Origin of the sequence: Streptomyces sp. NPDC006309 (genome assembly GCF_040613095.1) — a bacterium.
Classification (GTDB): domain Bacteria; phylum Actinomycetota; class Actinomycetes; order Streptomycetales; family Streptomycetaceae; genus Streptomyces.
The window spans coordinates 157,673-170,123 of sequence record NZ_JBEXRO010000007.1 but is presented as its reverse complement, the minus strand read 5'-3'; the positions used below and the strand labels follow the sequence as shown (position 1 = coordinate 170,123).

At 70.4% G+C, this 12,451-nt stretch carries 8 protein-coding genes, 1 tRNA gene and 1 pseudogene; 4 read left to right on the top strand and 6 right to left on the bottom strand.

The window, feature by feature from the left end; translation table 11 throughout:
* Positions 1–248: 248 nt before the first annotated feature.
* From thrC to ABZ117_RS12940, 5 genes and pseudogenes are all read right to left on the bottom strand, one after another.
* On the bottom strand, positions 249–1,307 hold the full coding sequence (thrC, locus tag ABZ117_RS12960) for a threonine synthase (RefSeq protein WP_356820103.1): 1,059 nt from the start codon (positions 1,305–1,307) through the stop codon (positions 249–251).
* A gap of 6 nt (positions 1,308–1,313) precedes the next feature.
* Entirely contained in the window at positions 1,314–2,606 is a 1,293-nt protein-coding gene (locus ABZ117_RS12955; protein ID WP_356820101.1) for a homoserine dehydrogenase, read from the bottom strand.
* 165 nt (positions 2,607–2,771) lie between these two features.
* A complete protein-coding gene (lysA, locus tag ABZ117_RS12950) occupies positions 2,772–4,163 on the bottom strand; it encodes a diaminopimelate decarboxylase (protein ID WP_356820100.1) in 1,392 nt (463 codons plus the stop codon).
* A gap of 54 nt (positions 4,164–4,217) precedes the next feature.
* The gene (gene nrtL, locus ABZ117_RS12945) at positions 4,218–5,465 is read right to left on the bottom strand and encodes an ArgS-related anticodon-binding protein NrtL (RefSeq protein WP_356820098.1); all 1,248 of its coding nucleotides are present in this window, start codon (positions 5,463–5,465) and stop codon (positions 4,218–4,220) included.
* Positions 5,466–5,949: 484 nt separating this feature from the next.
* Positions 5,950–6,324, bottom strand: a pseudogene (locus ABZ117_RS12940) (response regulator); the annotation flags it as partial.
* 166 nt (positions 6,325–6,490) lie between these two features.
* Here ABZ117_RS12940 and ABZ117_RS12935 point away from each other — a divergent pair.
* Positions 6,491–6,562: transfer RNA gene (locus ABZ117_RS12935), tRNA-Arg, on the top strand.
* 179 nt (positions 6,563–6,741) lie between these two features.
* Here ABZ117_RS12935 and ABZ117_RS12930 read toward each other — a convergent pair.
* Positions 6,742–7,116 carry a DUF6083 domain-containing protein gene (locus tag ABZ117_RS12930; protein ID WP_356820096.1) on the bottom strand — a complete coding sequence of 125 codons (375 nt, stop codon included), beginning with the start codon at positions 7,114–7,116 and terminating at the stop codon, positions 6,742–6,744.
* A 297-nt stretch (positions 7,117–7,413) separates the two neighbouring features.
* Between ABZ117_RS12930 and ABZ117_RS12925 the strand changes: the two genes are divergently transcribed.
* From ABZ117_RS12925 to ABZ117_RS12915, 3 genes are all read left to right on the top strand, one after another.
* Positions 7,414–9,393 (top strand): protein kinase, encoded by a 1,980-nt coding sequence (locus ABZ117_RS12925; RefSeq protein WP_356820094.1) that lies wholly within the window; start codon positions 7,414–7,416, stop codon positions 9,391–9,393.
* A gap of 227 nt (positions 9,394–9,620) precedes the next feature.
* Positions 9,621–11,159 (top strand): class I SAM-dependent DNA methyltransferase, encoded by a 1,539-nt coding sequence (locus tag ABZ117_RS12920; protein WP_356820092.1) that lies wholly within the window; start codon positions 9,621–9,623, stop codon positions 11,157–11,159.
* Positions 11,156–12,349: a hypothetical protein gene (locus tag ABZ117_RS12915; RefSeq protein ID WP_356820090.1), complete on the top strand. Its 1,194-nt coding sequence runs from the start codon at positions 11,156–11,158 to the stop codon at positions 12,347–12,349. Before ABZ117_RS12920 ends, ABZ117_RS12915 begins: the two co-directional genes overlap by 4 nt.
* Positions 12,350–12,451: the final 102 nt, after the last annotated feature.

Below are 12,451 nucleotides of genomic sequence, written 5' to 3'. Positions count from 1 at the left end.
AGGGCGCACAGGAGGCGCACGATGCGTGTCGGAAGCCGCCTGTGCCCCGGTCAGGGACGGTCCCGGAAGAGGGACGCCCGGGCCCGGGACCCGGAGCCGGAACACCCGGCCCCGGGCGCCCGGACGGGGTGCCGTGGCCCGGGGGGCCATGGCCGGGGTGCGGCGCGCAGGCGGCGGCGCGCCCCGGGCCGTGACCGTCGGACGAGGCCCTGACCGCCGGACGAGGCCCTGACCGCCGGACGAGGCTGTCAGGCGAGGCCGAGGCGCTCGGCCGCGGTGGCCGCGTCGACCGGGACGGTGACCGGCTGCGGGGCGCCGGCGACGGCCCAGTCGGGGTCCTTCAGGCCGTTGCCGGTGACGGTGCACACGATGCGCTGCCCCGGGTCGACCTTGCCCTGTTCGGCGGCCTTCAGCAGACCGGCCACGGAGGCGGCGGAGGCGGGCTCCACGAAAACACCCTCCTGCGCGGCCAATAGCCGGTAGGCGCGCAGGATTTCACGGTCCGTCACCTCGTCGATGACACCGCCGGACTCGTCCCGCGCGGCCAGGGCGTACTGCCAGGAGGCGGGGTTGCCGATGCGGATGGCCGTGGCGATGGTGGACGGGTCCTTGACGACCTCGCCGCGCACGATCGGGGCGCTGCCGGAGGCCTGGAAGCCCCACATGCGGGGGGTCCCGGTGGCGATGCCGTCGGCGGCGTACTCCCGGTAGCCCTTCCAGTAGGCGGTGATGTTGCCCGCGTTGCCGACCGGCAGGACATGGATGTCCGGCGCGTCGCCGAGCATGTCGACGATCTCGAAGGCGGCCGTCTTCTGGCCCTCGATGCGCACCGGGTTGACCGAATTCACCAGCGCCACGGGGTAGTTCTCGCTCAGTGCGCGGGCGAGGGTGAGGCAGTCGTCGAAGTTGCCGTCCACCTGGAGGATCTTCGCGCCGTGCACGAGGGCCTGGCCCATCTTGCCGAGCGCGATCTTGCCCTGCGGCACGAGGACCGCGGACACCATGCCGGCGCGTACGGCGTACGCGGCCGCGGAGGCGGAGGTGTTGCCGGTGGAGGCGCAGATGACCGCCTTGGCCCCCTCCTCCTTGGCCTTGCTGATGGCCATGGTCATGCCGCGGTCCTTGAAGGACCCGGTGGGGTTGGCTCCCTCCACCTTCAGGTGGACCTCGCAGCCCGTGCGCTCGGAGAGCACCTGCGCGGGCACGAGGGGCGTGCCGCCCTCGCGGAGCGTCACGACCGGCGTGCTGTCGGAGACCGGAAGCCTGTCCCGGTACTCCTCGATGATTCCGCGCCACTGGTGGGTCATTGCTGGTTACTCTCCTTCAACCCGCATGATGCTGGCGACACCCCGCACGGTGTCGAGCTTGCGCAGTGCCTCGACGGTCCCGGTGAGGGAGGCGTCGGAGGCCCGGTGGGTGACGACGACGAGGGAGGCCTCGCCGTCCTTGCCCTGCTGCCGAACGGTGTCGATGGAGACGCCGTGTTCGGCGAAGACGGTGGCGACCTGGGCGAGCACGCCCGGTTTGTCGGCCACGTCGAGGCTGATGTGGTACCGGGTGACGACCTCGCCCATCGAGGAGACGGTCAGGTCGGCGTACGCCGACTCGCCGGGCCCGGTGGTGCCGGTGAGCCGGTTGCGGCAGACGGCGACCAGGTCACCGAGGACGGCCGAGGCGGTCGGGGCACCGCCGGCGCCGGGGCCGTAGAACATCAGCTGCCCGGCCGCGTCCGACTCCACGAAGACGGCGTTGTACGCGCCGCGCACCGAGGCGAGCGGGTGGCTGAGCGGGATCATCGCCGGATGCACGCGCGCGGTGACCGACGCCCCGTCCTTGGCGCGCTCGCAGATGGCGAGCAGCTTGATGGTGCAGCCCATCTCGCCGGCCGAGCGGAAGTCGGCGGCGGTGACCTCGGTCATGCCCTCGCGGTAGACGTCGTCGAGGCGCACGCGCGTGTGGAAGGCGATGCCGGCGAGGATCGCGGCCTTGGCGGCGGCGTCGAAGCCCTCGACGTCGGCGGTCGGGTCGGCCTCCGCGTACCCGAGGGCGGTGGCCTCGTCCAGGGCCTCCTGGTAGCCCGCCCCCGTGGAGTCCATCTTGTCGAGGATGAAGTTGGTGGTGCCGTTGACGATGCCGAGCACGCGGTTGACCTTGTCGCCGGCGAGGGACTCGCGCAGCGGCCGGATCAGCGGGATGGCGCCGGCGACGGCGGCCTCGTAGTAGAGGTCCTTGCCGTGCTGCCCGGCGGCGGCGTGCAGCGCGGCCCCGTCCTGGGCGAGCAGCGCCTTGTTGGCCGAGACGACGGAGGCGCCGTGCTCGAAGGCGGTGGTGATGAGGGTGCGCGCGGGCTCGATCCCGCCGATGACCTCGACGACCACGTCGATGTCGCCGCGTTTGACGAGGGCGGTGGCGTCGGTGGTGACGAGGGCCGGATCGATGCCCTCCCGGACCTTGGAGGGCCGCCGGACGGCGACCCCCGCGAGCTCCACCGGGGCGCCGATCCGGGCGGCGAGGTCGTCGGCGTGCGTCGTCATGATGCGCGCCACCTCTGAGCCGACCACTCCACAGCCCAGCAGCGCCACCTTCAGCGGACGCGTACGCATCATCCGACCTCGTTTCCTCATACCGTCTACGGTTGGACCAGTCTCACTCACCGGACGACAGTTTCTACCCTTCGTCCGGATCGTGAGACATCTATTTCATTTGTACGGGGGCGCGGGACCGCAGATCTTCCACCCCCGGTCACACCCCCGCGATCTCCGTGGACCCGGTCACCCCACGTCGAGACGCAGGAGGTCCTCCTCCGTCTCGCGCCGGACGATCACCCGGGCCTCGCCGTCCCGTACGGCGACGACGGGCGGCCGGAGCACGTGGTTGTAGTTGCTGGCCATGGACCGGCAGTACGCGCCCGTCGCCGGTACGGCGATCAGGTCGCCCGGCGCCAGGTCGGCGGGCAGGAACGCGTCCTTGACCACGATGTCCCCGCTCTCGCAGTGCTTGCCGACGACGCGGGTGAGGACGGGCTCGGCGTCCGAGGCCCGCGACACCAGCGCGACGCTGTACTCGGCGTCGTACAGCGCGGTCCGGATGTTGTCGGACATGCCGCCGTCGACGGAGACGTACGTCCGCAGCCCCTCCAGCGGCTTCACGGTGCCGACCTCGTAGAGCGTGAAGGCGGTCGGCCCGACGATGGCCCGCCCCGGCTCGACGGAGATCCGCGGGGTCCGCAGCCCCGCCGCATCGCACTCGCGCGTGACGATCTCGTTGAGCGCCTTGGCGATCTCGTGCGGCTCACGGGGATCGTCGTCGCTGGTGTAGGCGATACCGAGCCCGCCGCCCAGGTCGATCTCGGGCAGCTCGACCCCGTGCTCGTCCCGGACGTCCCGCAACAGCCCGACCACGCGGTGGGCGGCGACCTCGAAACCGGACATGTCGAAGATCTGCGACCCGATGTGGGAGTGGATCCCGATCAGCTCCAGCCCGTCGAGGTGCAGCGCCCGCCGTACGGCCTCCGCGGCCTGCCCCCCGGCGAGCGGGATCCCGAACTTCTGGTCCTCGTGGGCGGTGGCGATGAACTCGTGGGTGTGCGCCTCCACACCCACGGTGATCCGGATCTGGACCGGCTGGCGCCTGCCCAGCGACTGCGCGATGTGCGCGACCCGCGCGATCTCCTGGAAGGAGTCCAGGACGATGCGTCCGACGCCGGCCTCGACGGCCCGGGTGATCTCCGCGACGGACTTGTTGTTGCCGTGCAGGGCGATCCGCTCGGCGGGCATGCCGGCGCTCAGGGCGGTGGCCAGTTCCCCGCCCGAGCAGACGTCGAGATTGAGCCCCTCCTCGTGCAGCCACCGCACGACGGCCCGGGACAGGAAGGCCTTCCCGGCGTAGAACACGTCGGCGTCCGGGCCGAACGCGCTGCGCCAGGCGCGGGCGCGGGCCCGGAAGTCGGCCTCGTCGAGGATGTAGGCGGGCGTGCCGAACTCCTCGGCGAGGCGGGTGGCGGTGATCCCGCCGACGGTGAGGACACCGTCGTCGTCACGGCCGACGGTCCGGGCCCACACCTTGGGGTCGAGGGCGTTGAGGTCGGCGGGCGGCGCGGAGTAGTGCCCCTCGGGCAGGACGTCGGCGTGACGGGGCCCGGCGGGATGGGCGGAACGGCTCATGACGTGACTCTCAGACTCTCTGTCTCTCTCCGGGACGCATTCGCTCTCGGCGCCTCAGAGATGTTCGGGTGCGTCGATGCCGAGCAGGGACAGGCCGCCGGCCAGCACCGTCCCGGCAGCTTCGGCGAGGGCCAGCCGGGCACGGTGGGCGGCCGAGGGTTTCTCGTCCCCGCGGGGAAGCACGCAGGGCAGAAAGGGCAGCACGGCATCGGCAACGGTCACGAGATGCCGGGCGACCCGGTCCGGGGCACGGTGGGTGGCGGCCGCGGCGAGGATACGGGGGTGGTCGGCGAGGGGGGTCAGAAGCGGGCGGAGGGTGGTGCCGGCGTCGGGGTGCGGGGCGGGGTGCGGGAGGGCGCCCGGCTGGGTGGGGGCGGCGGGTCCAGGCTCGACGGGTCCAGGCTCGACGGGTCCGGGCTCGGCGGGTCCGGGTTCGGCGGGTCCGGGTTCGGCGGGTCCGGGTTCGGCGGGTCCGGGTTCGGCGGTGAAGCCCAGGCGGGCGGCGTCGGGGTGGGCGGCACCGGCGTTCGGGGCGCAGTCGCCGTGACGGGCGGCACCGGTGGTCGTGACGTGGTGGCCGAGGTGGGGGGCCGCGACGGGTCCGGGCTCGGCGGTGAAGCCCAGGCGGGCGGCGTTACGGCTGAGGGACCGGATGCGGGCGTGGGCGTACCGGACACGGAAGAGGGGATTGCTCTCACGCTGCACCAGATGGTCGGCGCTGATCCGGGGCCGGTCGTGCAGGGCCGGGTGGAGCAGGGCCCACCGGGCGGCGTCGGGACCGAGCGGGGCGGGATCCTCCGGCGCGGGCACGGGCCGCAGGTCCGCGGGCTCGCCGTGCTCGACGGTGGCCCTGCCGCCCTGCGCCCCCACGAGCCGTACGACCACGTCGGCGACGACCTCGGCCCGCACCTCGTACGGCACGCGCAGTGCCACGACCTGGCCGGCGAGGGCGTGTCCATGCCCGTACCGGTCGCCCTTGTCCCGGATCTCCCGCACGAGCCCGCTGACGGGATCGGCCTGCGCGGCGAGGGTGATGTTGAGGAACCCGGGCCCGGTGACGACGACGTCCTGGATGCCGGCGGCGTCGGCGAGGCGGGGCCGCAGTATCTCGGCGACCCGCCGCGGGGGCTGCCCGGCCGGCCGGGCGAGCTGGAGCGCGATGTTGGTGGCGTAGTCCCCGCAACCACCGGGCCCCGGTTCACCCACCACGGCCCGCTCGGGCACGGTCACGCTCAGCTCACCGTCGTCGACAGCACGACGCACCGCGCGCAGCACGGTACGGGAGAGCTCGACGGGTGTCACGGGACAAGCGTAGGGGAGGAGGGGGGTGGGTGAGCGAGGCGGTTATCCACCGGCCCTGCCTTCTGACGGTCCCCGCCGGTCCACCTTCCAGCGGAATCCGCGGGCCTTCCTCGTGCGGTACTCGCCGGCCTACCCCCTGCGGCCTCAGGCCGCCATACCCTCCTGCTCTACCCGCCGCCTTACCCCCTGCGTCCTCAGCCGCCCTGTCCTGACCCCGGCCGCCCTACCCTCCGCGGGCCATCCCGCCAGGGACACCGTCGGAGATGCCGTCGCCACCCGGGGAGGCATCACGGTCGGGACTCGAGCCGCCCCCGGAATCACGGTGCGGACCGGAAGTCCCACCCTCACCGGCCCCGGCAACACCACCGTCCCCCGGCGCTCGGCCTCCCCCGCTGCCGCCGCTTCCTCCGGCACCGCCGCCGTCTCCCCCGCCTTCGTCTCCTCCGCCCCCGTGGGCCTCTCCCCCGTGCCCGTCGTGTCCGGTGCGGCGATCGATGAGGTCCATGACGAGCCGCACCAGCTCGGCGGGCTCGAAGGGCTTGGCGAGGAAGGCGTCCACACCGACGTCGAGACCCGCCTCGACGTCGTACTGCGTACACGCGCTGATGATGGCGAGGGGCAGATGAGACGTGCGGGGATCGGCACGGAGGCGGGCGGCGGTGCGCAGCCCGTCCAGCCGGGGCATGACGACGTCGAGCGTCACGACGTCGGGCTGCACCTGATGCACCACGTCCAGACACTCGGCACCATCGGCCGCGGTCACGACCTCGAGCCCTTCCAGCTCGAGATTGACCCTGATCAGCTGCCGGATGACCTTGTTGTCGTCCACAACAAGCACCCGCCCCGAAGCGCCTGGCACACGTCGAGAGTAGGTCCGCTCCGGCCACCGCGTCCGGGTTTTCCCCACTTCCACCCCCTACCGGGGACGCGCCCACCCCGCACCCCGGGAACGGGTTCCTGATCACCCCCGCGGACCTGCTAGTGTTCTACCCGTCGCCGCGAGCGAGAAGCTCAACGCCAGACACGCCCCCGTAGCTCAGGGGATAGAGCAACGGCCTCCGGAGCCGTGTGCGCAGGTTCGAATCCTGCCGGGGGCACCCAGCATGAGGTGCCCAAAGACCCCGTCACCAGCGGAAACGCTGAGGCCGGGGTCTTCGCGTTTGTGCAGCCGTATTGAGTGTTGCCCGGCCCCAGGGCGGGGTTGGGTCGGTGGGGTACTCGCGGACAGGGTCTTGGGGCAGTCGCCCTGGTCCGTCCTGGGGTTGCCGAGTGGTCGTCAGCCGACGTCCGGCCATTGCTCGGGTGGTGGCCGCGGTTCATCCCGTTCCGCCCGCCGCACGTTCTCCCCTCGCAGGGCCGTCAGCCACGGCCACAGATCCGGCAGTGACTGCGCCGGACAGGCCAGGCGGTGCTCGATACGGCACCGCTGGAACTGATCCGGCGGACAGACCCCGTAGACGGTCACCCGTCCATCAGACGTCTCGATCCACCGGTGCTCCGCCGGCACCGTGTGGGCCGGCGGAGCCATGTCCGGTTCCAACATCACCCAGTCATACTCAAGCGTCGCCACCCGATCTTGCGGTAAGCCGCAGTACGGGCAGCGCGACTGTCCGCCACCCAGTCGGCGCGGTGTCTCCTCCAAAGCCCCCATAAGGCGAGGGTCGGCACCTCGGCGACCTGAGCGTAGAGCGCGAACCGGACGGAACGCCTGGGGCAGTCGGACGCTGATGAAAGGGAAAACGGCGCGGCAGGTGCACCTTGCAACCACCGGCCGAGGAAACGCGGCCGAGACACGGCCGGCCCCCGGCCCGAAAGCCGAGTGCTGACGCCCAGGCACCGATCGCTCTCATTCATTGACGGGCGATAGCGGCCCCCGGTGAGGGGTGGGAGAAGCCGAAGTTCCCGCCGACGGCCGGTGCTCAGGGGGTGGCAGTCCTGTTGCCTCGGCATGCATCCGGTGAGGTGTTGGGCAAAGATAGTGGTGAGAGCTGTCTGTGTTCGACCGGGCGGAAACCGGCAGGCGGAGATGGGTGATGCCGCAGGTCACGTGGTTGCCGGACGCTACCGACTACTGAGCAGCCTGGGCGCCGGTGGAATGGGTCGTGTGTGGCGCGCCCACGACCAGGAGCTCGACTGCGAGGTCGTGCTCAAGGAACTTTCGGTACCGCCCGGTCTGCCCGACCCCGAGCTGAGCACACGCATCGCCAGAGCCCACAGTGAGGCACGGCACTCGGCCCGGCTCCGTGGTAATCCCCATGTGGTCACCGTCTACGACTGCGTCCTTCACGAGGGCTTGCCGTGGATCGTCATGGAGTACGTGCCCGGGGCTCGAGATCTTGAGGCGGTGGTCTGCGAAGAGGGTCCGGTCCCCAGGGCCGCTGCGGCTCACATGGGCCGCTCGCTGCTCGATGCTCTGGCCGCCGGGCACCGGTCGCGGATTCTGCACCGGGACGTCAAACCGAGCAACGTGCTCGTGACCAGCACCGACCCCCACGAACTCGGCAGCGCAGGGAGCGGGCGGGTACTGCTGACCGACTACGGCATCTCACTCCGGGAGGACGCCGGCGAGCCACGCCTGACCACTGTCTCGGGGTTCGTCGGAACACCTGGATACCTGGCTCCGGAACGCGCCCGCGGTGAGCAGCCGACACCCGCGTCGGACTTGTTCTCGCTGGGAGCGACCCTCTACTTCGCCGTGGAAGGCCACGGCCCCTTCGATCGGGGCTCCCCCGTGGGCACCCTTGCGGCGCTGCTCACCGAGGAGCCCGTGCCGCCCCGCCGGGCGGGAGACCTCACACCTGTCCTTCTCGGCCTGCTGGCCAAGGATCCGGATCGGCGGCTACGGTCCGACGCGGCAGCAGACCTGCTCGCCCGGCTCACCGGTGAAGGCCCGCGAACGCAGCAGGCGACCGTCACGCAGGTGAGCCGTCCACCGGTGAAAGGATCGTCCCCCGAACGCGGGCAGCGGCTCGAACCGCGTCCAGACGGACCGCGCGTCCGGAAGCCGGGCCGGCCGCGCCGGCAGCGTGGATCGGCTGAGCGTGGTTCCGGTGGGGCGAAGACGCGCACGTTCCGACGCGTGATCGTCGCGACCGCCGCAGCACTGGCCGCGGGTCTCGTTCCGTGGTTGGTGGTGACGCATCTCGGTGCGACGGCGAAGACGCCGGTCTCCGGCGCCTCCGAGCACCCGTCCGCGACCGGCTCCGTGGAACCGTACGGTGCCGCCGTAGGCCTTTCCCGGGAACTGCGCCGCGGGGATTGCGTCACGGCCCGCTGGACGGGCACCAGGTTCGCCACCGAGCCACCACAGCTGACTTTGGTGGACTGCGCGAATGACACCCCGGACGGCCAGGTCGTCGCTTCCGACGCCGCGATGTCCCTCGCGGACGCGCAAGTCAATGGTCACGACCGGTGCGTGTCGGAAGCGATGAGCACGTTGAGCGCGATGGCCGACGCCGAGGTTTATTCGCTGTCTCCGAGCGAGCAAGGGTGGAAGAGCGGCGTGCACGACTCCGTGTGCCTCGTCTTCAACAGGACGAGCAATATCTATGGGGCGGTGGGCGCCTTCCGGAAGACTGGCGACCAAATCGGGCCGCAGAATGCTGAGACAGGCGACTGCTACAGGGCCACGGAGACAAAGGACGCATATTATCTGTATCTAGCACGATGCGATGCGGCACATGATGCGCAAATGGCGGGTTTCTGGAAGGCGCCTTCTGGCAGGAGCTACTCGGCCGAGCAGTCCGCGCGAACCGACGATTGCACCAAGAAATACGGAACCTCTTATGACGCCAGTACATATCAGGTCGAGACGATTTTGCCCGATGAGAACACCTGGAAACAGGGATTCCACTACGTGATGTGCATTGTCGATCGGTCCGACAGCCAGAAACTCACCTCACCGCTCACCCCCACTTCGCAGCCGTGATCCGGAGCGCCGAGGGCGCGGAGGATCAGCGGGAGGAGCGGGTCACGCCGGTGGCGCGGGGGTTTCCGGTTTCGGCTCCGGGTGGGTGCTCGTGAGCCGAGATGCCCGCCCGGTCGGCCACCCGTGGTTCTCCGGACCGGCACGCGTCCGGAGGGCCGCCGCACCGGCCGGCCGGCGTCCCGTGATCCACGGCTAGGGGTGTGGAGGGGCGACGTATCATTCGGGGCGTGATCACCGGTGACATCAAGGCCAGGATCGACCGCGTCTGGGACACGTTCTGGTCGGGCGGAATCTCCAATCCCACGGACGTGATCGAGCAGATCACCTACCTGCTGTTCATCCGCCGCCTGGACGACCTGCACACCGCCGCGCTCCAGCGTGCTCAGGTGCTCGGCCGGCCCGTTACCGGCGCCATCTTTCCCGAGGGCACCGACGACCAGGGCCGGGACTGGAACGACCTGCGCTGGTCGGTGTTCCGCAACCTGGCTCCCGACCGTATGTACGAGGTCGTGGACAGGAGGGTCTTCCCGTTCCTCCAGACCCTCGGTGTGGACGGTTCCACGTTCTCCCAGCACATGGAACACGCCCGGCTGACCGTCCCGAACGCGTACATGCTCGACAAGGTCGTCGGGCTGTTGTCGGACATCCCGATGCAGAACCGGGACACCAACGGCGACCTGTACGAATACATGCTCGGCAAGCTGTCCACCTCGGGGACCAACGGCCAGTTCCGTACGCCGCGGCACATCATCGAGCTGATGGTCAACATGACGGCTCCCCGCCCGGACGACGTCATCATCGACCCGGCCTGCGGCACCGCCGGCTTCCTGGTCGTGGCCGAGGAGTACGTACGCAGGCACCACGCGCAGACGTTGCGGACCGAGGAAGGGCGCCGGCACTTCCATCACGACATGTTCCACGGCTTCGACACCGACCCGCACATGCTGCGCATCGGCTCGATGAACATGCTGCTGCACGGCATCGAGAACCCCGACATCCAGCACCGAGACTCCCTGTCCCAGCAGGCGGGCCACGACGAGGACAAGTACTCGCTGGTCCTGGCCAATCCGCCGTTCGCCGGGTCGCTGGACTACGAGCAGGTCAGCAAGGACCTGCTCAGGGACCTCAAGACCAGGAAGACCGAGCTGCTGTTCCTGGCGTTGTTCCTGCGGCTGCTCAAGCCGGGCGGCCGGGCGGCGGTGGTCGTGCCGGACGGTGTGCTGTTCGGTTCCTCGGCGGCGCACCGGAAGCTTCGCAGGACGCTGGTGGAGGACCACCATCTGTCGGGGATCGTCAAGCTGCCCTCCGGGGTCTTCAAGCCGTACGCGGGCGTCTCCACCGCGATCCTGTTCTTCAGCAGGACCGGCGTGGGCGGCACGGACGACGTGTGGTTCTACGACGTGAAGTCCGACGGGATGAGTCTCGACGACAAGCGCACGATGCTGGTGCCGGCGGACCGGTTCGGCCCGGTGCCCGCCGGTGGATTCGTGGAGGCCGACCACGAGCGGAACAACCTGCCCGACGTCCTGCGCCGCTGGACCGAGCGCGAGACGTCCGAGAGGTCACGCCCGCGCACGGAGCAGTCCTTCACGGTCCCCAGGGCCGAGATAGCGGCGAACGACTACGACCTCTCCATCAACCGGTACAGGGAAGTGGTGCACGAGGAGGTCGAGTATCCCGAGCCCGCCGACCTCATCGAGAACCTGAAGAAGCTCGACGCCCAGATCCGTGCGGGTCTCGAGGAGCTGGAAGGGATGCTGGCGTGAGCGCCCCCTCGGCCGGGTCCGGCGGCACCACCGCGCTGCGGGTGGGGGACGCCCTGGAGGAGTTCACCGAGACACTCGGGGCCGCCGAGGAGCCCCCGGTCCTCACCCTCACCGAGCGGAACGGATTCGTCCGGCAGGACGAGCGCTTCCACAAGCGGCTGGCCACCACCGACGTCTCCAAGTACAAGGTCATCCGGGAGAACGACTTCGCCTTCAACCCCTACCTGCTGTGGGCGGGGGCGCTGGCGCTCAACTCGCGGTTCGAGTCCGGGGTGATCTCGCCGCTGTACCCGACCTTCAGGGTGCGGGACGGATACGATCCCGCGTACCTGCGGTACGTCCTTCTGTCCGGTCCGATGATCCAGAAGTACGACTCGATCGCGTTCGGCTCGGTACCGCGGCGCCGGCGTTCCTCGGTGGAGGACTTCCTCGGTCTGACGCTTCCCGCGGTGCCGCCCGAGGCGGAACAGCGGCGGATCGCCCGCATCCTCGATCACGCCGACGGTCTCCGGGCGAAGCGGCGGGCCTCGATCGCCCTCCTGGACGACTTCGTCGTCGCCGCGTACCAGAAGGAGTTCGCGGCGGACCGGCACATCGCCCGGAGCACGCTCGAGCACGTCCTCGTGGACGGTCTCTCCAACGGGCTGTCCCCCGCGACCTCGGGGAACATCACCGCTCGCGTGCTGACGTTGTCGGCGGTGACGAGCGGTGTGTACCGGCCTGCGGAGTCCAGGGTGGCGGAGTTCGCCAAGGAGGCTTCCACGGCCCAGCTCGTCGCGGAGAACTCGTTCCTCATCTCCCGCGGTAACGGCAACCCGGAACTGGTCGGAGTGGGGGTGGTGGGGCGGCCCGACGCCGACGGGCGTCCCGTGATCTTCCCCGACACCGTGATCGGCGGTGTCATAGACACCCGGCGAGCTGTTCCCGAGTTCCTTGCCGTGGCGTGGCGGACACCTGACGTGCGGGCACAGATCAGGGCGGTGGCCAGAACGACCAACGGCACCTACAAGGTGAACCAGAAGGGCCTCGGCGCGATCACGTTCCCGCTTCCGGACCCGGACGACCAGGAGCGGTTCGCGGCCAAGGTGCGGCAGGTAGACACCGTACGCCGTCGGTACCAGGCGCACCTGGCGGAGCTGGACACGCTGTTCGCCTCCCTCCAGGTCCGCGCGTTCCGCGGTGCCCTCTGACGGTCGCCGTGTCCGCGGACGGCGCGCCGGCGGCGCTCGCTCACGATCATGGTCCGGCGGGCCTGGCGTGTGTGGCGTGGGGGCTGGTTGACTGATCCCGGC

Coding starts and splice junctions, on each gene's coding strand:
- thrC (WP_356820103.1), bottom strand. CDS start 1,307: ATGACCCACCAGTGGCGCGGAATCATCGAGGAGTACCGGGACAGGCTT.
- ABZ117_RS12955 (WP_356820101.1), bottom strand. CDS start 2,606: ATGATGCGTACGCGTCCGCTGAAGGTGGCGCTGCTGGGCTGTGGAGTG.
- lysA (WP_356820100.1), bottom strand. CDS start 4,163: ATGAGCCGTTCCGCCCATCCCGCCGGGCCCCGTCACGCCGACGTCCTG.
- ABZ117_RS12930 (WP_356820096.1), bottom strand. CDS start 7,116: ATGGGGGCTTTGGAGGAGACACCGCGCCGACTGGGTGGCGGACAGTCG.
- ABZ117_RS12925 (WP_356820094.1), top strand. CDS start 7,414: ATGCATCCGGTGAGGTGTTGGGCAAAGATAGTGGTGAGAGCTGTCTGT.